Below are 20556 nucleotides of genomic sequence, written 5' to 3' on the forward strand. Positions count from 1 at the left end.
GGCATCCACGGATGCCGCCCCCGCACCTCCTGGAGATGAAGATGTCACTCGCCACCCGCCGCGAGGGCCGCACCAAGCTGCCGCCCGAACAGCCGTCGATCCCGCAGCGCAGCGGTGGGACCGGTGCCTACTGGTTCTACCTGCTCCCCGGCTTCGTGCTCCTGCTCATCGTCGTGATCGTTCCGCTCATCTGGAACGTGTACCTCACCTTCACGAAGTGGAAGGGGGTGCGCGCACCGGAGTTCATCGGGCTCGAGAACTGGCAGAAGATCCTCACCGACAGCGACTTCTGGACCTCGTTCACGAACTCGGTGTGGATGATCATCGCGATGGTCGTGGTGCCGACGATCGTGGGGCTCGTCGTCGCCGCACTGCTGTTCGACGTCGTCGGACGCAAGTTCGGCGGCAAGGTCGGCAGCTTCCTCCGGGCCACCTACTACCTTCCGCAGATCCTCCCCATCGCCGTCGCCGGCATCGTGATCGGCTGGATCGTGCGCCCGGGCAGCGATGGTGCCCTCAACCAGATGCTCGGCTGGTTCGGCCTGCCCGCCTACGACTGGCTCGGCCAGATGCCGTCAGCGCTCATCGTGCTCATGGTCGTGATGGTGTGGGTGCAGCTCGGCTACCCCGTCGTGGTCTTCATGGCGGCACTCCAGCGCGTCGACCCCGAGCTGTACGAGGCCGCGGAGCTCGACGGCGCGAACTGGTTCCAGCGGTTCTCGGCGATCACGATGAGCATCATCCGCCCGGAGATCTTCGTCGTCACCCTGACCTGCACGATCGCCGCGCTCAAGGTGTTCGGTCCGGTCTACATCATCACCCGCGGAGGCCCGGCCGGCGCCACTCTGGTGCCTGCTTACTACGCCTACCAGGAGTTCTTCACGAAGCGGAACGTCGGCTACGGCGCCACGATCGCCACCGTCCTCACCATCGTCGTCGTGATCGTGTCGATCATCTTCATCCGCGTCCAGAACTCCCTCGAGCGCAAGGAAAGGGCGGGTCTGTGATGCACGCCACCACCGCCATCGTCACCGGAAAGCCCGCCAAGACGCGTCCGCGAGGCGGCATGACCAAGAAGCGCCCGATCGACTGGCTGCTGCTCGCGCTCGTCATCGTCGGCGCGCTGCTCGTCATCGCGCCGTTCTACCTGGTGCTCGTGAACTCCTTCAAGTCGCCGGTCGACTACGCCACCTCCGGCCCTCTCGCTCTCCCCGAGTCGCTCGACTTCGGCGGCATCGTCAAGTTCTGGGAGCGGGTGAACTTCCCGGAGAAGGTGTGGAACTCGATCTTCATCGCCGGGATCGTGTCGGTGCTCGCGGTCGTCATCTCGATGCTCAACGCCTTCGCGATCGGCATCGGCCGCGTGCGCGGTCGCTCGTGGATCGTGCTGCTCTTCCTCATGGCGAACCTCCTGCCGCAGGAGGCGCTGCTCTACCCGCTGTACTACATGTTCAAATCCGTCGGACTGTACGACAACGTGTGGTCGGTGATCATCGTGTTCACGGTCATCCAGGCGGCGTTCGGCACCTACCTGCTCTCGTCCGTCTACGGCACCTTCCCCAGGGAGGTCCTCGAGGCCGCGTCGCTCGACGGTGCCAGCCGCTGGCAGATCCTGTGGCGCGTGATCTTCCCGATCAGTCGTCCGACGCTCTCGGTGCTCCTGATCTTCTTCTTCATCTGGACGTGGAACGAGTTCCTCATCCCGCTGACGTTCCTCGCCTCCAACGCGAATCAGACGGTTCCGGTGGCCATCAGCGTGCTCCAGGGCGACCGGCTGATGGACGTGACCACCACGAGCGCCTCGGCGCTGCTCGGCATCATCCCGACGCTCATCTTCTTCCTCATCTTCCAACGCACCCTCACCAGGGGCATCACCGCAGGAGCAGTCAAGTAATGAAGTTCACCGACGGGTTCTGGCAGCTGCGCCCCGGGGTCACGGCGCTCTACGCGCAGGAGGCCTACGACATCGCCGAGACCGATGAGACTCCCGACGGGGCCGGCATCGTCATCACGGCACCCACGATGGTCATCGCGAAGCGCGGCGACACCCTCAACCGGCCCGTGCTCACCACCACCCTCTCCTCCCCCGCCGAGGGCGTCATCCGCGTGCGCATCGCGCATCACGCCGGCGGTCGATGGCACGGCGGATTCACGCTGCCGGGCGCGGGCGCCAGCACTGCCTCGATCTCCCTCGGCGACCAGGGGGGCGTGCTGGACGCCGGGTCGCTGGTCGCCCGCATCGCCCCCGGCGATCCGTGGGACCTGTCGTTCGAGGTCGACGGCCGCCGAGTGACCGGCAGCGGCCACAAGGCGCAGGGCTACGTACGGCTGGCGGACGACGCGCAGGTCGATCGCGGGATCGTCGGCAACGGGCGCCAGGGCGGCGCGGCGCCCCGAGCATCCGCCTACGTGCACGAGCAGCTCGACCTGGGCGTCGGGGAGCACGTGTACGGGCTCGGCGAGCGCTTCGGACCGTTGGTGAAGAACGGTCAGACCGTGGAGATCTGGAACGCCGACGGCGGCACCTCCAGCGAGCAGGCCTACAAGAACGTCCCGTTCCACCTCTCCGATCGCGGCTACGGCGTGCTCGTGAACGACCCGGGCCACGTCTCGTACGAGATCGGCTCGGAATCCGTCGAGCGCGTGCAGTTCTCGGTCTCCGGCGAAGTGCTCGAGTACTTCGTGATCGCGGGCCCGACGCCGAAGGACGTGCTCGGTCGCTACACGGCCCTCACCGGCCGCCCGCCCGTGGTCCCCGCCTGGTCGTACGGGCTGTGGCTGTCGACGAGCTTCACGACCGACTACGACGAGCAGACCGTGAACTCGTTCATCGACGAGATGTCCGCACGCGAGCTGCCGGTCTCCGTCTTCCACTTCGACTGCTTCTGGATGCGCGAGTTCCAGTGGTGCGACTTCGAGTGGGATCCGCGGGTGTTCCCCGACCCCGAGGGGATGCTCGGGCGCCTGCACGACAAGGATCTGCGGGTCTGCGTGTGGATCAACCCCTACATCGCCCAGCGCTCCCCGCTGTTCCGCGAAGCCGCCGATCAGGGCTTCCTCGTCAAGCGCGCCGATGGCTCGGTGTGGCAGTGGGATCTCTGGCAGGCCGGCATGGGCCTGGTCGACTTCACGAATCCCGACGCCACAGCCTGGTACCAGTCGAAGCTGCGGGGCCTCGTCGCCCAGGGCGTGGACTGCTTCAAGACCGACTTCGGCGAGCGCATCCCCACGGATGTCGTCTGGGCCGACGGCGCAGACCCCGAGCGCATGCACAACCTCTACACCGAGCTCTACAACCGCGCGGTGTTCGACGTGCTCACCGAGACGCGCGGGGAGGGCGACGCGATGCTGTTCGCGCGCTCGGCGACCGCGGGCGGGCAGAGCATGCCCGTGCACTGGGGCGGCGACTCCACCTCGACCTACACGTCGATGGCCGAGACGCTGCGCGGAGGGCTGTCGCTCGCCCTCTCGGGCTTCGCCTTCTGGAGCCACGACATCGGCGGGTTCGAGGGCATGCCGGATGCCGGTGTCTTCAAGCGCTGGACGGCGTTCGGGCTGCTCGGTTCGCACTCACGCTTCCACGGGTCGAGCTCGTACCGGGTGCCGTGGGCGTTCGACGAGGAGGCCGTCGAGGTGACGCGCCAGTTCACGCACCTCAAGATGCGCCTCATGCCGTACCTGTACCAGCAGGGGCTGGACGCCGCGGCGACGGGCGTGCCGCTGATGCGTCCGATGATGCTGGAGTTCCCCGAGGATCCGGCCACCGCCTACCTCGACCGGCAGTACATGCTGGGGTCCGACCTGCTCGTCGCTCCGGTGTTCACCGAAGACGGAGAGGTCGACTTCTACCTCCCCGCCGGGGAGTGGACCTCGCTGCTCACGGGCGAGACCGTGACCGGCGGCGGCTGGCGACGTGAGAAGCACGGGTTCGACTCGCTGCCGCTGTACGTGCGGCCGGGCACGGCGCTCCCCTGGGGTGCACGGGTCGACCGCCCGGATTACGACTACCATGACGGACTGCGGCTCCGGGTCTTCCCCGGCGGCGCCGGCAGCACTACGGTCACGGTGACGGACCCCGATGGCCGCGCCGAGGACTACACCGTCGACCTCGAGGAGATCACCGCATGACCAGCCTGCTCACGCCCCGCGATGACTACCGCGGCTCCGGCCTGGTGTTCCCCGATGGGTTCACGTTCGGATCCGCCACGGCCTCGTACCAGATCGAGGGAGCGGCAGCCGAAGACGGCCGGACCCCGTCGATCTGGGACACCTTCAGCAAGACACCGGGTCGGGTCTGGAACGGGGACACGGGCGACGTCGCGTGCGATCACTACCATCGCGTGGACGAGGACCTCGATCTGATGTCCGACCTCGGGCTCGAGGCCTATCGGTTCTCGATCGCCTGGCCGCGTATCGTCCCCGCGGCGTCCGGCGAAGTGAACCAGGCCGGGATCGATTTCTACTCCCGCCTGGTCGACGGGCTGCTCGAGCGCGGCATCCGCCCGGTGGCGACCCTCTACCACTGGGACCTCCCGCAGTACCTCGAGGACGCCGGTGGGTGGACTTCTCGGGCGACCACCGACGCCTTCGAGCGCTACGCCGAGATCATGGGCAAGGCACTCGGCGACCGCGTGCACACCTGGACGACCCTCAACGAGCCGTGGTGCTCCGCCTATCTCGGCTACGGCCAGGGCGGCCACGCACCGGGACGCCACGAACCGGCATCGGCGCTGTCGGCCGTCCACCACCTCAACCTCGCCCACGGGCGCGCCCTGCAGGCGCTTCGCGCGACCTCCACCGGCGACCCCGACTACTCCGTCACCCTGAACTTCCACGTGCTGCGCGGACAGGGAGACGGCGCCGCGGAGGCGATGCGCCGCATCGACGCTCTCGCCAACCGCGCGTTCACCGGCCCGATGCTGCGCGGCGAGTACCCGGCCGATCTGCTCGAGGACACCGCATCGGTCACCGACTGGGGCTTCGTGCAGGACGGTGACCTCGCCACGATCGCCCAGCCGATCGACGTGCTCGGCGTGAACTACTACTCGACCGCGACCGTGCGCCTCTGGGACGGCGTCTCGCCGAAGCAGCAGAACGACGGACACAAGGGTGCCGCCGGCGGAACGGCCTGGCCCGGCAGCGACCAGCTGGTCGAGTTCGTGGAGCAGCCCGGCCCCTACACCGCGATGGGCTGGAACATCGCTCCGGAGGGCCTCGAGGAGCTGCTGGTGTCACTCTCCGAGCAGTTCCCCGAGCAGGCGCTCATGGTCACCGAGAACGGCGCCGCATTCGAAGACGAGGTCGCCGCAGACGGTGCGGTTCACGACGTCGAGCGCACCGACTACCTGCGCCGCCACTTCACCGCGGCGCACCGGGCGATCGAACGCGGTGTGGACCTGCGGGGGTACTTCGTGTGGTCGCTGCTCGACAACTTCGAGTGGGGATACGGCTACGCCAAGCGGTTCGGGATCGTGCGGGTCGACTTCGACGACCTCGCACGCACCGTGAAGGACTCCGGCCTCTGGTACCGGGAACTCATCCGCACCCGCACCGTGGAGGGCTGACCTCGCACCGGGCGTCGCCGGGCGGCCGTCAGGGACGGTCGTCCGACTTGCCGGGCTTCTTGCGGTTGGTCCAGGCGGCGATGGCGGATGCCGCCGCACCGGCAGCACGGTCGATCGCCTCGGCCGAGCGGCTCAGCATGTCCTGCGCCGCATCCTGCCAGGCCGCGTTCGGCGGGGCCTCACCGGCCTGGACCCTCGCCGCATGCTCCGCCGCCTCGAAGGCGCGCTCGAGCTCGGAGACGGCGTCGCGGTAGGCCGCGAAGTCGGCAGGGGTGGTCTTGCCCGAGACCGCGCGCCGCATCTCGGCCGCGTGTCCGGCTGCCCGCAGGTACGCCGCCGTGGCGGGGAGCTTGACGTCGGTCATCGCGGGATAGGCGATCTGGAGCGCGGGGTCGGTCTCGTACCGCATCCACCGGACCGTCACGGCATCGTGCGCGGCATGCAGCCGTTCCACGGGGCCGGGCTCGGAGGATGTCGGCACCGCCGCACGTGCGGCGTTCAGGCGCACCTGCCGGGCGCGCACGTCGGCCGAGGCCGCCTTGGCGTCGCGCTCCCGCTCCTTGAGCATCCGTCGCGCTCCGGCGACCTGCTCGGCCGTCGCGCGCTGCGCCGCACGTTCCGCCGTGACACGGGCGAGGTCTGCACGGGCGATCTTCAGCGCGATGCGTCGCTCGGACGCGATCCGCTGCGCGGTCCTGAGGTCCTGACGCGCTGCATCGACCTCGAGCCGGCGCCCGCTCATCGTGCTGCTCCGGCGACGCAGACCGATCGCACCGGCCGTTCCCGCAGCGACTGCGGTCGGCGCGATCCACCACCACTCGGCGGCGAGCAGCAAAGGATCCATAATCCGATGCTACCCAGCCGTGGCGACCGACGGATCCCCTGTGCCGCGCGCCCGGGGCCGATCCCCACCCCTGCGAGCACGGGGCCGATCCCCACCCCTGCGAGCACGGGGTGTTCCCGTGCCCGCAGAGGTGAGGTGATCGGCGTCATCAGACCAGTGTCTCCTGCCAGGCCGCGTGCAGCTGGGCGAACTTGCCGGTACCGCCGATGAGCGCGGCCGGAGTGTCGTCCTCGATGATCCGTCCGTGCTCCATCACCAGCACCCGGTCGGCGATCGCGACCGTCGACAGGCGGTGCGCGATGATGATCGCGGTGCGGTCCTTGAGCAGGGTCTGCAGCGCATCCTGGATCAGCCGCTCCGACGGGATGTCCAGCGAGGCGGTGGCCTCGTCGAGGATCAGCACCGCGGGGTCGGCGAGGAACGCCCTGGCGAACGAGATGAGCTGACGCTGGCCGGCCGAGACTCGCCCACCGCGCTTGTTCACATCGGTGCCGTAGCCGTCGGGCAGCGAGGAGATGAACTCGTCCGCTCCCACCGCACGTGCGGCCGCCCTGATCTCGTCGAGCGACGCATCCGGCTTGCCGAGTGCGATGTTGTCGGCCACCGTTCCGCTGAACAGGTAGGCCTCCTGCGTGACCATGACGATCGCGCGGCGGAGGTCCTTCGGGTGCAGCGAGCGGAGGTCGATGTCATCGAGCGTGACCCGTCCCTCGGAGGGGTCGTAGAACCGCGAGATGAGCTTGGCGAGCGTGGACTTGCCCGCGCCGGTCGTGCCCACCAGGGCGATCGTCTCCCCGGCGGGGATGTCGAGCGAGAAGTTCGGGAGGATCGTCTTCTCGCCGTTGTAGCCGAAGGTCACCTCGTCGAACCGGATGTGACCACGAGACTCCCACAGGTCGACCGGCTTCTCGGGATCCGGAACCGTCGGCACCTCCTCGAGCACGCCCGACACCTTCTCCAGCGCGGCCGTGGCCGACTGGTAGGAGTTCAGGAACATCGCGATCTCCTGCATCGGAGCGAAGAAGTTCCGGACGTACAGGACTGCCGACAGCAGCACACCGACGGTGAGCGCCCCCTCCGAGACGCGGATGCCGCCCCACAGCACGACGATGCCCAGCACGAGAGCTGCGACGCCCATGAGACCGGGCTCGAACGTGCCGAACAGCAGCATCGAGCGGCGGTTGACATCGCGGTACTCCCCCGCGATCTCCTGGAACGACTTGTCGTTGCGCGGCTCCTTGCGGAATGCCTTGACGGCACGGATACCCGTCATCGTCTCGACGAACTGCACGATCACCTTCGCGCTGATCACGCGCGACTCGCGGTAGACCAGCTGCGAGCGCGAGTAGAACCACTTCATCAGGAAGAACAGCGGCACGCCGCCGATCGCGAGGATCAGGCCGGACTGCCAGTCCCAGAAGCACAGCGCGATGAAGGTGAAGAGACCGAACAGCACGCCGGAGACGAGCTCGTTCAGGCCGCCGTCGAGGAGCTCCTTGATCGAATCGAGGTCACTCGTCTGGCGCGAGATGATGCGCCCGGAGGTGTACGACTCGTGGAACTCCAGGCTGAGGCGCTGGGTGTGCAGGAAGATCCGCTTGCGGAGGTCCAGCAGCACCGCCTGCGTCAGCTTGGCGGCGATGATGACGTACCAGGCGATCATCACGGCGGCCAGGATGCCGGCGGCCAGGTAGATGCCGCCGATCATGAATGTCGGCATCCAGTCGGCCTGGTCGATGGCTGCCGGCAGGGCACGGTCGAGGCCGATGCTGATCAGGATGGGACCTGCGACCTGCAGCGCGGTCGAGATGATCAGCACGGCGGCGGCCAGCACGATCTGCGGCTTCAGCGGGCGCACCAGCGATCCGAGCAGCCGGAGCGACCGACGACGGATCTCCCGGCTCTCCTCGCGGGTGTACTCGGAACGATCCTCGTCCTGGGTTCCGGTGATGGCGGAGCTCATCGCTGCACCTCCTTCTCTTCATCGAACGTGGTTGCTGAGCCAGTCGAAGCATCGTCGGCGGCCTCGGCTCTGCGGCCCTCGCGGACCTCGTCCTCGACCTCGAGCTGCTCGTCGCGGATGATCGGGATCGCCCCGGTCCGCGCCGCCTCCTCGGCCTCCAGGCTGGAGATCACGTGGCGGTAGTGCCGGCTCGTCTTCAGCAGCTCGGAGTGGGTGCCCACCGCGGTGACGCGACCGGCCTCGAGCAGCGCGACCCGGTCGGCGAGCGCGACGGTCGAGGGACGGTGCGCCACGATCAGAGCCGTGGTCTCTGCGAGGACGTGCCGCAGCGCCTCTTCCACGAGCGCCTCGGTGTCGACGTCGAGCGCCGACAGCGGGTCGTCGAGCACGAGCACCTTCGGCGCCGCCGCCACCGCGCGGGCGAGGGCGAGACGCTGACGCTGCCCACCGGAGAGGCTGAGCCCCTCCTCGCCGATCACGGTCTCGACGCCGTCGGGCAGCGAGTCCACGAACGACGCCTGCGCGACGTCGAGCGCTTCACGCAGCACGCGCTCGCCCTCTTCGCTGTGCACGTCGAGGTCGGCGCGGCCGAGCAGCACGTTCTCGCGCACGGTCGCCGAGAACAGCGTCGCATCCTCGAAGGCCATCGCGATGTGCCGGCGCAGCTCGGACAGCGGAAGATCGCGCACATCGACGCCGTCGAGCGTGACCTTGCCGCCCGTCACGTCGTACAGGCGCGTGGGCAGCGTCGTGAGCGTGGTCTTGCCGCTGCCGGTGAGACCGACGAGCGCCATGGTCTCGCCGGGGCGGAGGACCAGGTCGATGCCGTCGAGCAGATCGCGTTCGTGCGACCCTGCGTCCTGATACCGGAAATGGGCGTTCACGAACGCCAGCTCCCCGCGCGGGTTCTCGATGTGCACGGGGTTCTCCGGGTCCGTGATCGTGTTGGTCTCGGAGAAGATGTCGAACACGCGGTCGGTCGCCGTGCGGGCGTCGAGCATGAACGAGAACAGGAAGCCGATCGACTCGATGGGCCAGCGGAGCACGACGGCCATCGCGAAGAACGCGAACAGCTGCGCCTCATCGATCTGCCCCTGCGAGATCAGCCAGATGCCGGACATCAGGCTGAGCCCGAACGCGATCTGCGGCATCATGTCGAGCCAGAACCAGATCGACGCGATCGCGCCGGCCTTGCTCATCTCGGTCTCGCGCAGAGTCTCGGCCTGACGGCTGAATCGGCTGAGCGCGTGCTTGCCACGGCCGAACGCCTTCAGCACGCGGATACCGTGCACGCTCTCCTCGACGCTGGTCGCGAGGTCGCCGGCCTGGTCCTGGCTGCGGCGGGTGAGCGCGCCGTAGCGCTTCTCGAACAGGTAGCCGCGGATCCACAGCGGGATCGCGGTGACCAGGAAGATCGTGCCGAGGAGCCAGTGCCAGCGGAACAGCAGCACCGATCCGATGATGATGGTGAGGACGTTGACGACGAGCAGCACGAGACCGAAGGCCAGCCAGCGGCGGATGAGGCCGATGTCCTGCATCATGCGGCTGAGCAGCTGGCCGGACCCCCACCTGTCGTGGAACGAGACCGGAAGGGTCTGCAGGCGCGAGTACAGCTCGGTGCGCATCTTGTACTCGACCTCGGTCGAGGGGTTGAGCACGAACTGGCGACGCAGCCAGACCATCAGCGCCTCGCCGAGGGCCAGCGCGAAGACCGCGAGGGCGCCCCAGACGATGGCGTTGATCTCGCCGGTGCGGACCGGCCCGCTGATGATCTGCTCGAGGACGATCGGGATCATCAGGGCGATGATCGCCGCGATGAGCGCGCTGGCCGCGCCGCCGGCGAGCCGCCAGATGACGGGCTTCACGAAGGGCTTCAGCCGCCACAGCGCGGCCGGGGTGGAGAGGGTGGACGAGGGCGAGGGATTCTGCGCGGAAGGCGAGGAAGACATGTCTCTCAGACGAGTTTCGTATGGAATGCGGTTGCGGAAGGGGACGGATGCGAGAGCGGACTCGCAGAGTCCGGCATCCGACGAAGAAGGGGCGGGGTGGCTCTAGGAGAGCGGACGCGCCGGGGTCGAGCCGAGAGCTGCGATCCGCGCGGTGGCGATCGTGGTCATGGTGTCCTCCTCAGGGGCTCGGCTGTGTCGTCCGGTTGGCGCGACAGCCCACCAGCCTATTGCTGTGAACCAGCTGAACACAAGACGCATTCCCGATTTGTTCGGCGTCTTTCCTGCGTCGGGGCCGGCGTCCTGTGTCCGAGCATGCTTTCGCCGCGCCGCCGGATACCGGCAGCGCGGCGAACATGAGTCGTTCAGGCAGCGATGCTCTCGCGCGCGAGCAGGCTCTCCTTCACGTCCAGCCCCCAGGCGAAACCGCCGAGGGTGCCGTCCGTGCGCAGCACGCGGTGGCACGGCACGAACAGCGCCGGAGCGTTCCTGGCGCAGATCGAGGCGGCCGCACGTACGGCGTTCGGGTTGCCGAGCAGCTCCGCGAAGCCGGTGTAGGTGAGCGGTGCTCCGGGCTCGATCGCCCGCAGCGCCGACCACCCCACGAGCTGCAGGGCGGTGCCCGACTGCTTCACCGCGACCGCGTCGATCGCGGACAGGTCGCCCGCATAGAAGGCCAGCGCGGCGTCGGCGGCATCCGTCTCGCCCTCGCGGAGCTCTTCGGGGCGGAGCGCCGGCGACAGTCGCGCGAGGATCGCCTCCACGTCGGAGGTCCACCCTGACGACAGCACCCGCTGGCGCTCGTCGGCGAGGATCGTGAAGGCCCCGTCCGGGGTCTCGATAGTCTGGATGAGAGCGGTCATGAGGTCTCCTTCGATGTCGTGTGGGCTGTGGCGGCCGCGCGGGCGGTGGATGCTGCCCGTCGGGGTCCTGCCGGTCGCACCGGGGCGGCGCGCCAGAGATGCGCACTCAGATAGCTGCGCCAGGGGGCCGTGCGCTCGGCCCAGGCGGTGAGCGCTCGGGCCTCGCCCGGAAGCCCGGAGGCCGCAGCTCCCGCACGCAGCGCGACGTCGCCGGGGAGCAGGATGTCGGGGTCGCCGAGCACGCGCATGCGCACGTAGTCGGCTGTCCACGGTCCGATGCCCGGCATCGCGAGGAGGGCCTCGCGCTGCTCGACGCCGTCATCACCGACGGTCAGGGTCAGGGAGCCGTCGGCGAGGGCCGCTGCCGCGCCGGTGATCGCGCGGATGCGCGCGGCGGGGCCACGCAGCACCTCGGCCCCGCGTTCGGCGATCGCCGCCATCGTGGGGAAGAGCAGCCCGTGCTCGGTGCGCTCCCCCAGCGCCTCGGTGAGCGCGATGAGTGCCGTGCGGGCGGCGACCACCGTGATCTGCTGCCCGATCATGGCGCGGATGAGCATCTCGTGCGGGTCTGCCGAGCCGGGAACGCGCATACCGGGCGTGCGGGCGACGAGCGGTGCGAGCTCGGGGTGCGCGGAGAGTGCCTCGTCGATCGCCAGCGGGTCGGCGTCGAGGTCGAAGATGCGCCGCACGGTCGACACCAGCGGCGCCAGATCGCCCAGGCGCGCGACACGGGCGCGCAGGTGCAGACGCTGGGTCGCATCCTGACTCACCTCGAACCAGGCAGGACCGCCCGCCATCTGGAGGTGCCGGGAGAACGACGTCGCCGTGGTCTCTTCGACGCCGGGGACGGCACGTGCCGCCATCCAGGTGAAGATGCCGCTCGCGTCGAGTGGACCGCGGTACGGCAGGACCAGGTCGATGGCGCCGGGAACCGCGGATGCCGGCAGTCGTCGACGCGCCCTGAGCTCGCCGGGGGTGAGGCCGAAGACCTCGCGGATCGTGTCGTTGCACTGGCGGATGCTGGCGAAGCCCGCCGAGAAGGCGACGTCGGAGATGGGCATGTCGGTGCCGACGAGCAGCATCCGCGCCGTGTGCGCGCGGTGCGCCCTGGCGAGGGCGAGGGGTCCGGCGCCGAGCTCGGTGGTCAGCAGACGCGTGAGGTGCCGGCTCGAATAGCCGAGGCGCGCGGCGAGTCCCGGCACACCCTCGCGCTCGACGACGCCGTCGGAGATGAGCCGCATGGCGCGGGCCGCGACGTCGCCGCGGATGTCCCACGCCGGCGACCCGGGGGCGGCTTCGGGGAGGCAGCGCTTGCACGCACGGTATCCGGCCTCGTGCGCGGCCGCGCTCGTCGGATAGAACGTCACGTTCTGCGGCTTCGGCGTGCGCGCAGGGCAGCTCGGACGGCAGTAGATCCCGGTCGAGCGCACTGCCGTCACGAACTGCCCGTCGAAGCGGGTGTCGCGCGCGCTGATGGCACGGTAGCGCTCGTCGAAGTCGATCACGGGGAAGCTCATGTCTCCATGCTGTCACGGGCCTCCGACGTCGACTGGCGGAAATCGGACATGGCTGTAGCGGAGTCCGGCGAGCCGCGCCGAGACCCCGTCACAACGCCGAGACCCCGGCCTGCACACGTCGGCAGGTCGGGGTCTCGGCGAGAAGCGGGGGTTTCGGCGCGGGTCGGGGGCGGAGGCTGCCCGCGACTCAACCGCGGAGGTAGACCGTCGCGGTCTCCGTGAAGAACTCCCTGGCCGCCGCGCCCTGCTCCTTGGGGCCGAGGGCGCTCGACCCGCTCCCGCCGAAGGGAACGTGCAGGTCGGCGCCGGCCGAGGCCGAGTTCACGTGGACCACGCCTACGCGGATGTCTTCGATCGCGGTGAGCGCCTCCGCCAGCCCCGTCGTGAAGACGGCGGTGGAGAGCCCGTACTCGCTGTCGTTCACGAGCGCGATGCCCTCGGCGGTGGACGAGACGCGTCGGACGCCGACCACCGGGCCGAACAGCTCTTCCGTCCACAGCTCGCCCGGGTCCTCCTCGTCGAGCTCGAAGATGGACGGCGGGATGAAGTAGCCCTCGGCGAGATCGCCGTCGGAGTACGGCTCCGGGGCGACGACCACCTTCGCCGAGGACCGGGCGCGGACGAGGGCCGCGGCCACGCGGTCTCGGGCACCGGCGTTGACCACGGGCCCGACCTCGACGCGCTCGTCCTGCGCATCGCCCACGACCATGCGCTCGGTGCGGATCGCGAGTCGCCGCAGGAACTCGTCGGCCACGGCCTCGTGCACGATCACCCGCGAGGTCGCCGTGCACTTCTGCCCCGCCGCACGGAAAGCCCCCAGCGCCACCTGCTCGACGGCCACGTCGAGGTCGGCGTCTGCCAGCACGAGTGCGGCGTTCTTGCCGCCCAGCTCGCCCTGGAACGGGATGCCGCGTGCCGCGAGCTGCGCGGCGATGATGCGCCCGACCTTCGTGGAACCGGTGAAGGTCACTGCGTCCACCTCCGGGTGCGACACGATCGCCTCCCCGACGGCGGCGGTGCCGTTCACGAGGTTGAGCACCCCCTTCGGGAGCCCGGCCTGCTCGAGCGCCTCGGCGAAGCGCATCGCCAGCACGGGGACGAAGGTCGCCGGCTTCCAGACCACGGTGTTCCCCCATACGAGGGCGGGGGCGAGCTTCCAGGCCGGGATGGAGATCGGGAAGTTGAAGGGCGTGATCGCTCCGATCACCCCGACCGGGCGACGGATCACGAGGATGCGCTCCCCCGGACTCGGCGACTCGAACAGGCCACCGCTCTGACGCTCGACCTCCTGCGCATGGAAACGGAGGATGTTGGCGGCGTGCCCGGTCTCGGCGATCGCCTCGACGAGCGTCTTCCCCTCCTCGCGCGCCAGCTGACGCCCCCACTCGTCGCGGTGGGCCTCGATGATGTCGGCCGCCCGCAGCAGGATCGCAGCACGCGAGCGCGCGGGGGTCCTGCGCCACCCGTCGAAAGCTGCGCGCGCGGCGGCACAGGCGAGGTCGACATCCGCATCGGATGCTCCCGGCCCCTCGCCGACGACGTCGTCGGGTCGGCTCGGGTTCACGTCGATGAGAGGGTCGCCTGCACCCTCCACCCAGGCGCCGTCGATGAAGTGCCGGATATCGAATGTGGTGCTCATCATGCTCCCTCGGAGGCGGTGCTGCGGAAGGCGGAGAAACCGGTGATGTGGGCGCCGAGCACCAGCGTGTGGACCTCGTCGGTGCCCTCGTATGTGCGCACCGACTCGAGGTTCGCCGCGTGGCGCAGCGGCGAGTAGTCGCCCGAGATCCCGTTGCCGCCGAGGATCGTCCTCGCCTCTCGGGCGATCGCTATCGCCGCGCGCGTGTTGCCGAGCTTGGCGACGGAGATCTGGTGGGGCTGAAGCCTGCCGGCATCCTTGAGCCTGCCGAGCCGCAGCGCGACCAGTTGCGCCTTCTCGATCTCGACGGCCATGTCGACGAGCTTCTGCTGGGTGAGCTGGAACGCCCCGATCGGCTGGTTGAACTGGATGCGCGTCTGCGAATAGGACAGCGCCGTGGCGTAACTGTCGCGGGCGGCGCCGATCACGCCCCAGCCGATGCCGTAGCGCGCCTCGTTCAGACAGGAGAAGGGCGCGCGCAGACCCCTGGCCTCGGGAAGTCGGGCTTCCGCGGGGAGTCGCACATCGGTCAGCGTGATGTCGCACTGGATCGAGGCCCGCATCGAGAGCTTGGGGGCGATGGGTGTCGCCACGAATCCGGCCGAGTCCGTCGGGACGAGGAATCCGCGCACCCCCTCGTCGGTCTGCGCCCAGATGATCGCGACCTGCGCGATGGAGGCGAGTCCGATCCAGCGCTTGGCGCCGTTGATCACCCAGCCGTCACCGTCCCGTCGCGCGAACGTCGTCATGCTCGACGGGTCCGAGCCGGAGTTCGGTTCTGTGAGGCCGAAGCAGCCGATGGCCTCTCCCCGCGCCATCTGCGGAAGCCACTCCTGCTTCTGGGCCTCGCTGCCGTGTTTGTGGATCGCGCTCATGGCGAGCGAGCCCTGCACCGAGACGAAGGTGCGAAGCCCCGAATCCCCCGCTTCGAGCTCCATGGCCGCCAGTCCGTATTCGACGGCACTCCGACCACCGCAGCCGTAACCGTCCAGGTGCATGCCCAGCACGCCGAGTTCGGCGAGTTCCGGGACGAGCTCCGTCGGAAAGACGGCCCGGTCATACCAATCGGCGATGTGCGGACGGACCCTCGCGTCGACGAATGCCCGCACGCGGTCGCGCGTCGCCCGCTCGTCGTCGCTCAGGAGCTCGTCGAAGTCGAGCAGATCGGGAACGGTGCTCATGCGGCGGCCTCCTCGGCGGCGATGGATCGGATGGACGCGGTGAGAATCTCCAGACCGGCGTTCAGGACATGCTCCTCGATCACGAGGGGTGGCAGCAGCCGGATGACGTTGCCGTATGTGCCGCACGTGAGCGCCAGGACGCCCGCCGCGTGGCACGCCGCCGCGACCCGCTGCGCGAGGTCCGGTCTCGGGGCCAGGGTGTGCGGGTCTGCGAACTCGACGGCCATCATGGCTCCCCGTCCGCGGACTTCGGCGATGACATCGATCTCGGCGCGCAGTGGCTCGAGATGACGGCGGATGGTCTGCTCGATGCCGACGACCCGCGGCATCAGACCCGGCTCGTCGAGCACGTCGAACACCGCGAGGGCGGCCGCGCAGGCCAACGGGTTGCCCGCATAGGTGCCGCCGAGGCCGCCGGGGTGCGCGGCATCCATGATCTCCGCCCGCCCGGTCACCGCGCTCAACGGCAGCCCGCCGCCCAGCGCCTTGGCGGTCAGCGTGATGTCGCCGGCAACGCCTTCGTGCTCGCTCGCGAACAGCCGGCCGGTGCGTCCGAGCCCGGACTGGATCTCGTCGACGACCAGGACGATCCCGTGCTCGTCCGCGATGCGACGGAGCCCCGGGAGGAAACCCGGCGCGGGGACGACGAAGCCGCCCTCGCCCTGGATCGGTTCGACGACCAGAGCCGCGAAGTGCTCGGGACCGTGCTCGAGGATGAGGCGTTCGACCTCGGCGAGCGCGGGCTCGGCCCCCTCTCCGCGCAGGGGATTCGCGTTGGGTGCGCGCACCACGGCGTCGGGGAAGGGTCCGAAGGATGTCTTGTACGGATGCTCTTTCGCCGTCATCGCCATGGTGAGCAGAGAGCGCCCGTGGTACGCCTCGTCGATGACGAGGACGGCGGGGCGGCCGGTGTGGGCTCGCGCGATCTTCACGGCGTTCTCCACCGCCTCGGCACCGGTGCTGAACAGTGCGGTGCGCTTGTCGAAGTCGCCGGGGACGTGCTCGTTGAGCCACTCGGCGACGCGCACGAAGCCCTCGTACTCGGTCACCATGAAGCAGGTGTGGGTGAAGAGCTCGAGCTGCGCGGCGACGCTGGCCCGCACCTGCGGATTCGCCGCCCCCACGCTGGTCACCGCGATGCCGGATGCGAGATCGATCAGGGTGTTCCCATCGACGTCCTCGAGCGTCGAGACGCCGGCTCGCGCGATGAAGACCGGGAGGGTGATGCCGAAGCCGGCGGCGACCGCGGCTTCGCGCTGGGCGTGGAGCTCGCGCGACCGCGGTCCAGGGATCTCGGTGCGAAGGAGGGGAGCTGTCGTCATGGGGACGACGCTAGAAGGTGCACGCACTCTCCGGGAGAACACTTCGCCCAGTGTTGGCGATGCGACTGTGCATCACGCACACTGGACGCATGGTCTCCCTCGGCGAACTCGTGCGCACGGCCGGCAGTTCCCTGCGCCCTCTCGCTCCGTTCGATGCCGCGCGGACGATCACCGGGGTGCACGTGTCGGAACTCGACGACCCCGGTCGTTATCTCGACGGCGGCGAGCTGCTGCTCACCACCGGCATCCCGCTGCACGGCCGGCCGGCGGACGCCTACGTCGACAGACTCGAGGCGCAGGGGATCGGCGCGATCGGGATCGGGCTCGGCGAGGGCTGGGACGATGCGCCCGCTGCCCTCGTCGAGCGCTGTCGCGCGGTCGGGATCCCGGTGTTCGCCGTGCCGGACGGTGCGCCGTTCCTCGATGTCTCCCGGGCGTTCTGGTCGATCACCGGGCGCAGCGGCCAGGACGAGGCGCTGCGCACCGCCCACGCGCACACGCGGCTGGTCCAGACCGCGACGACCGCCGATCCGATCGCCGGGATCGTCCGCCAGATGGCGCAGGCCATCGGCGGATGGGTGGCGTGGCTGCCCTTCGATCCCGGAGCGTCGGGCGGGACGCTGCATCCCGCTTCCCTGGAAGGCCTGCTGCCGGCGGTGCGCGCGGATGTCGAGAGATCACTCCTGCGCTCCGGCGTCGAGGCCGCGTCGTTCGTGTCCCAGGGTTCGATCGTGATGGCCCACGCCGTCACCGACGGCGAGCGCACCCGTGGCGCACTGGCGCTCGGAGCCGGCAGGCCGCTGGCGAACGCCGACCGCCAGCTCGCGCTCACGGCCACCGCTCTCCTGCGACTCCTCACCGTGCGGGCGACCGCGACGCCGGACGCGGGAGGGTGGTTCACGATGCTCGCACTCCGCGGCGAGGTGGCGGCTGCGCGGGCACTGGCCGCCGCGGCCGATCTCACGCTGCCGCTCGAGTTCCGCGTGCTCGTCGGCAGCGACGTTCCGACCGGCTTCGGAGCGGTGCACGACGGCGTGCGCGTCGCCCTCGTCCCCGCCGATGGGGACCCCGACGCCGAAATCCGGGCGAGCACCGGCGTACTCAGCGCTCCCGTCGTGCTCGACGATGTCCCCACCGCATTCGCCAGGGCCCTCGCCCTGCACCGTCGCGCGTCGGGAACCGCCCTGGTGATCGAGTCCGAACCGAGAGCGACCCGCTGGGCTGCCGCGCTCGGCGACGCGGACCCGATGTTGCAGCGCACCGTGATCGCCTATCTCCGGCACCGTCAGCAGGCCGAGCGAACAGCGCGCGAACTCGGCGTGCACCGCAACACCGTGCGGCCGCGCATCGCCGCGGTCGAGCGGCTCCTCGACGTCTCGCTGGACGACCCGGATGTCGCGGCCGAGCTGTGGCTCGCGCTGCGGGATCGCGCGGTCTAGGCGGGATTGTCGAGCCAGGCGCGCACTCGCTCGTCATGCTCACCGAGGCGCGGTGGGGCGGCCGCGACCACCGGGATCTCCGGGATCCAGGTGAGCGGCGACCGGATCTGGCGCGAGCGCCGACCGTCCTCGCCCACGGCGTCGCGGACGGGGTCGAGACCGAGGCGTTCCGCCAGCGCGATGCCCTCCCCCACGCTGTTCACCACTCCGGCGGCGACGCCGACGCGGTTCAGGCGCTCCGCCCAGACCGCCGCGGTGTCGCCGACCAGTGCTTCCTCGAGTTCGATCACCAGCTCCTCACGGTGGGCGACCCGGTCGGAGTTCCGGCGGAAGCGCTCGTCGACCGAGAGCTCGGGCCGGCCGAGCTCCGCGACCATCTTCGCGAACTGCGCGTCGTTTCCGCACGCGACCGCGATCGGCGCATCCGCGCACTGCAGCGACTCGTACGGGGCGATGGAGGGGTGCCTGTTGCCGAGCCTTCCCGGCTCCGTTCCGGCTCCGAGATGCGCGGACACCTGGTTGACGAGTGCGGCCTGGAGGCTGGAGAGCAGGTTCACCTCGACCCTCGAACCTCGTCCGGTCAGCTCGCGTCGGCGCAGCGCGGCGAGGATGCCGATCACGGCGTCCTTGCCGGTGAGCACGTCGACGAGCGCCACCCCGGCTTTCATGGCCTCGCCGTCCGGCTCGCCCGTGATGTGCATGAGTCCGCCGACCGCCTGCGCGACGAAGTCGTAGCCGGGGAGGTCCGCACCCGCACCCAGGCCGAAGCCGCTGACCGACACGGAGATGAGGCGGGGGTGGGCTGCGGAGAGGGTCTCCCCGTCGAAGCCGAGTTTGGCGAACAGCCCCGGCCGGAAGTTCTCGATCACCACGTCGCTGCGCGCGATGAGTTCGAGCGCCCTGGCGCGATCCGCCGGGTCGGTGAGGTCGAGCGTGACCGACTCCTTGCCCCGGTTCGCCGACTCGAAGTACGTGGTCATGCCGGATTCGGCATACGGCGGTCCCCACGCCCGCGTGTCGTCCCCGGTCCCGGGGCGCTCGACCTTGATCACCCGTGCCCCCAGGTCGGCGAGCGTCATGGTCGCCAGCGGGCCGGCGAGCACGCGGGAGAAATCCGCGACGATGATGCCGTCGAGCGGCGCGGTCATGCGCGCACCCGCAGCGGATGCGCGGTGGAGTCCCTCGCGACGACAGCGATCGGGAACTCCACGTCCGCCCCGGGCTCGGCCCGCCCCTCGAGCAGATCGATGAGCAGCTCGGCACAGGCGACGCCCGAGTCCCGCGGACGAAGGTCGATCGAGGTGATCGAGGGCGTCAGGAAGGGCAGCGAAGGGTGGTCGACACAGGAGACGACCGTGATGTCCTCCCCGATCGTCCGCCCCTGCCGCCCCAGCACGGCGGCCACCTCGATCGCGCTCGAGTCCGGGCCGCAGATGATCACGTCGGTCTCGGGATGCGTCTGCAGGACGCGCTCCGTGGCCGCGCGCACCGCGGGCCACGATGCCTCGAACGACACCGGAGCGATGACCGGTTCGAGACCGCGCGCCGCACATCCGGCGCGATAGCCCGACACCAGCTGACGCGACCAGTCGGTCGCATCCGGGGCGACGAGCAGCGCCGGATGCCGCGCACCGGTGACGTCGATCTCGTCGAACAGCCGCAGCATCCCGGCCTCGTGAGAGGACCAGACCACGCCGGCTGGCGTGCCGGCGACGTCTTCGGGGAGGTGCTCCTGCGTGACGACGGGGATTCCCGACCCCATGAGCGAGGGCAGACCGGGATCGCCGGACAGCGGGTCTCCGATGATGAGCCCGTCGGCGCGGATGGGTCGCGATCGTCCGGACGACACGGACGGGCTCACGATGGTCACGTCGATGTCGTGGGCGGCCGCACTGGTGACGATGCCGAATGTGAAAGCCATGTAGTACGACGACCGGGACACGACCTCGGGGAGCACGATCCCGATCGTGCCGATACTGCCCCCGCGCAGGTGTCGTGCGGCGGTGTTCACGGAGTATCCGAGTTCGGCCGCCGCCGCCAGGACCGCCTCCCGCGTGGCCGGGGAGACGCGACCGCCACCGCTCAGCGCATCGGACGCGGTGGTCTTTCCGACCCCTGCGCGCCGTGCGACGTCGATCAATCGGGCGCGCCGTGGCTCTTGCATGCGGCCGAGTCTAACCACACGCGGCGAGCCGTAATCCACTCGAAACAGTTCGGGTCTTGCGCTGTAACACGTTCATCGCATACTTTTGCCGGAACGTTCCGGCACACAGACGTT

The 20556-nt window shown here is 69.7% G+C and carries 15 protein-coding genes; 5 read left to right on the top strand and 10 right to left on the bottom strand.

Features of this window, described 5'->3' with window-relative positions:
* The first annotated feature begins 41 nt into the window (after window positions 1-41).
* Genes ACWGO6_RS04460 through ACWGO6_RS04475 form a run of 4 tightly spaced genes read left to right on the top strand, consistent with a single transcriptional unit; the run spans window position 42 to window position 5564 of the window.
* The gene (locus tag ACWGO6_RS04460; RefSeq protein ID WP_136042700.1) at window positions 42-1007 is read left to right on the top strand and encodes a carbohydrate ABC transporter permease; all 966 of its coding nucleotides are present in this window, start codon (window positions 42-44) and stop codon (window positions 1005-1007) included.
* Complete coding sequence (locus ACWGO6_RS04465; RefSeq protein ID WP_452325951.1) at window positions 1007-1894, top strand: carbohydrate ABC transporter permease; 888 nt, start codon at window positions 1007-1009, stop codon at window positions 1892-1894. The genes ACWGO6_RS04460 and ACWGO6_RS04465 overlap by 1 nt, the downstream gene beginning before the upstream one ends.
* Complete coding sequence (gene yicI, locus ACWGO6_RS04470) at window positions 1894-4128, top strand: alpha-xylosidase (RefSeq protein WP_452325952.1); 2235 nt, start codon at window positions 1894-1896, stop codon at window positions 4126-4128. Before ACWGO6_RS04465 ends, yicI begins: the two co-directional genes overlap by 1 nt.
* Window positions 4125-5564: a GH1 family beta-glucosidase gene (locus tag ACWGO6_RS04475; RefSeq protein WP_452325953.1), complete on the top strand. Its 1440-nt coding sequence runs from the start codon at window positions 4125-4127 to the stop codon at window positions 5562-5564. The genes yicI and ACWGO6_RS04475 overlap by 4 nt, the downstream gene beginning before the upstream one ends.
* 28 nt (window positions 5565-5592) lie before the next feature.
* Here the strand turns inward: ACWGO6_RS04475 and ACWGO6_RS04480 are convergent, their stop codons facing one another.
* The 8 genes from ACWGO6_RS04480 to gabT all read right to left on the bottom strand — a co-directional run bounded on the left by ACWGO6_RS04480 (window position 5593) and on the right by gabT (window position 16839).
* Window positions 5593-6408 (bottom strand): hypothetical protein, encoded by an 816-nt coding sequence (locus tag ACWGO6_RS04480; RefSeq protein WP_452325954.1) that lies wholly within the window; start codon window positions 6406-6408, stop codon window positions 5593-5595.
* Window positions 6409-6556: 148 nt separating this feature from the next.
* Entirely contained in the window at window positions 6557-8371 is a 1815-nt protein-coding gene (locus tag ACWGO6_RS04485; protein ID WP_452325955.1) for an ABC transporter ATP-binding protein, read from the bottom strand.
* Window positions 8368-10320 (bottom strand): ABC transporter ATP-binding protein, encoded by a 1953-nt coding sequence (locus ACWGO6_RS04490; protein WP_452325956.1) that lies wholly within the window; start codon window positions 10318-10320, stop codon window positions 8368-8370. Before ACWGO6_RS04490 ends, ACWGO6_RS04485 begins: the two co-directional genes overlap by 4 nt.
* 362 nt (window positions 10321-10682) lie before the next feature.
* The gene (locus ACWGO6_RS04495) at window positions 10683-11180 is read right to left on the bottom strand and encodes a methylated-DNA--[protein]-cysteine S-methyltransferase (RefSeq protein WP_452325957.1); all 498 of its coding nucleotides are present in this window, start codon (window positions 11178-11180) and stop codon (window positions 10683-10685) included.
* On the bottom strand, window positions 11177-12697 hold the full coding sequence (locus tag ACWGO6_RS04500) for an AlkA N-terminal domain-containing protein (protein ID WP_452325958.1): 1521 nt from the start codon (window positions 12695-12697) through the stop codon (window positions 11177-11179). Before ACWGO6_RS04500 ends, ACWGO6_RS04495 begins: the two co-directional genes overlap by 4 nt.
* Before the next feature lie 187 nt (window positions 12698-12884).
* Window positions 12885-14336 carry an aldehyde dehydrogenase family protein gene (locus ACWGO6_RS04505; protein WP_452325959.1) on the bottom strand — a complete coding sequence of 484 codons (1452 nt, stop codon included), beginning with the start codon at window positions 14334-14336 and terminating at the stop codon, window positions 12885-12887.
* Window positions 14336-15517: an acyl-CoA dehydrogenase family protein gene (locus ACWGO6_RS04510; protein WP_452325960.1), complete on the bottom strand. Its 1182-nt coding sequence runs from the start codon at window positions 15515-15517 to the stop codon at window positions 14336-14338. The genes ACWGO6_RS04505 and ACWGO6_RS04510 overlap by 1 nt, the downstream gene beginning before the upstream one ends.
* Window positions 15514-16839, bottom strand: a complete 1326-nt coding sequence (gene gabT, locus ACWGO6_RS04515) for a 4-aminobutyrate--2-oxoglutarate transaminase (protein ID WP_452325961.1) — start codon at window positions 16837-16839, stop codon at window positions 15514-15516. Before gabT ends, ACWGO6_RS04510 begins: the two co-directional genes overlap by 4 nt.
* An 89-nt stretch (window positions 16840-16928) precedes the next feature.
* On the opposite strand from gabT, the gene ACWGO6_RS04520 reads away from it, so the two are divergent.
* The gene (locus tag ACWGO6_RS04520; RefSeq protein ID WP_452325962.1) at window positions 16929-18278 is read left to right on the top strand and encodes a PucR family transcriptional regulator ligand-binding domain-containing protein; all 1350 of its coding nucleotides are present in this window, start codon (window positions 16929-16931) and stop codon (window positions 18276-18278) included.
* Here the strand turns inward: ACWGO6_RS04520 and ACWGO6_RS04525 are convergent.
* The gene (locus tag ACWGO6_RS04525; RefSeq protein ID WP_452325963.1) at window positions 18275-19426 is read right to left on the bottom strand and encodes a CaiB/BaiF CoA transferase family protein; all 1152 of its coding nucleotides are present in this window, start codon (window positions 19424-19426) and stop codon (window positions 18275-18277) included. The genes ACWGO6_RS04520 and ACWGO6_RS04525 overlap by 4 nt on opposite strands.
* A complete protein-coding gene (locus ACWGO6_RS04530; protein ID WP_136042713.1) occupies window positions 19423-20442 on the bottom strand; it encodes a LacI family DNA-binding transcriptional regulator in 1020 nt (339 codons plus the stop codon). The genes ACWGO6_RS04525 and ACWGO6_RS04530 overlap by 4 nt, the downstream gene beginning before the upstream one ends.
* Window positions 20443-20556 lie beyond the last annotated feature (114 nt).

It is taken from the genome of Microbacterium sp. NPDC055665, from assembly GCF_053618035.1.

Coding starts and splice junctions, on each gene's coding strand:
- ACWGO6_RS04505 (WP_452325959.1), bottom strand. CDS start 14,336: ATGAGCACCACATTCGATATCCGGCACTTCATCGACGGCGCCTGGGTG.
- yicI (WP_452325952.1), top strand. CDS start 1,894: ATGAAGTTCACCGACGGGTTCTGGCAGCTGCGCCCCGGGGTCACGGCG.
- ACWGO6_RS04500 (WP_452325958.1), bottom strand. CDS start 12,697: ATGAGCTTCCCCGTGATCGACTTCGACGAGCGCTACCGTGCCATCAGC.
- ACWGO6_RS04475 (WP_452325953.1), top strand. CDS start 4,125: ATGACCAGCCTGCTCACGCCCCGCGATGACTACCGCGGCTCCGGCCTG.
- ACWGO6_RS04480 (WP_452325954.1), bottom strand. CDS start 6,408: ATGGATCCTTTGCTGCTCGCCGCCGAGTGGTGGTGGATCGCGCCGACC.
- ACWGO6_RS04485 (WP_452325955.1), bottom strand. CDS start 8,371: ATGAGCTCCGCCATCACCGGAACCCAGGACGAGGATCGTTCCGAGTAC.
- ACWGO6_RS04495 (WP_452325957.1), bottom strand. CDS start 11,180: ATGACCGCTCTCATCCAGACTATCGAGACCCCGGACGGGGCCTTCACG.
- ACWGO6_RS04520 (WP_452325962.1), top strand. CDS start 16,929: ATGGTCTCCCTCGGCGAACTCGTGCGCACGGCCGGCAGTTCCCTGCGC.
- gabT (WP_452325961.1), bottom strand. CDS start 16,839: ATGACGACAGCTCCCCTCCTTCGCACCGAGATCCCTGGACCGCGGTCG.
- ACWGO6_RS04530 (WP_136042713.1), bottom strand. CDS start 20,442: ATGCAAGAGCCACGGCGCGCCCGATTGATCGACGTCGCACGGCGCGCA.
- ACWGO6_RS04490 (WP_452325956.1), bottom strand. CDS start 10,320: ATGTCTTCCTCGCCTTCCGCGCAGAATCCCTCGCCCTCGTCCACCCTC.
- ACWGO6_RS04525 (WP_452325963.1), bottom strand. CDS start 19,426: ATGACCGCGCCGCTCGACGGCATCATCGTCGCGGATTTCTCCCGCGTG.
- ACWGO6_RS04465 (WP_452325951.1), top strand. CDS start 1,007: ATGCACGCCACCACCGCCATCGTCACCGGAAAGCCCGCCAAGACGCGT.
- ACWGO6_RS04510 (WP_452325960.1), bottom strand. CDS start 15,517: ATGAGCACCGTTCCCGATCTGCTCGACTTCGACGAGCTCCTGAGCGAC.
- ACWGO6_RS04460 (WP_136042700.1), top strand. CDS start 42: ATGTCACTCGCCACCCGCCGCGAGGGCCGCACCAAGCTGCCGCCCGAA.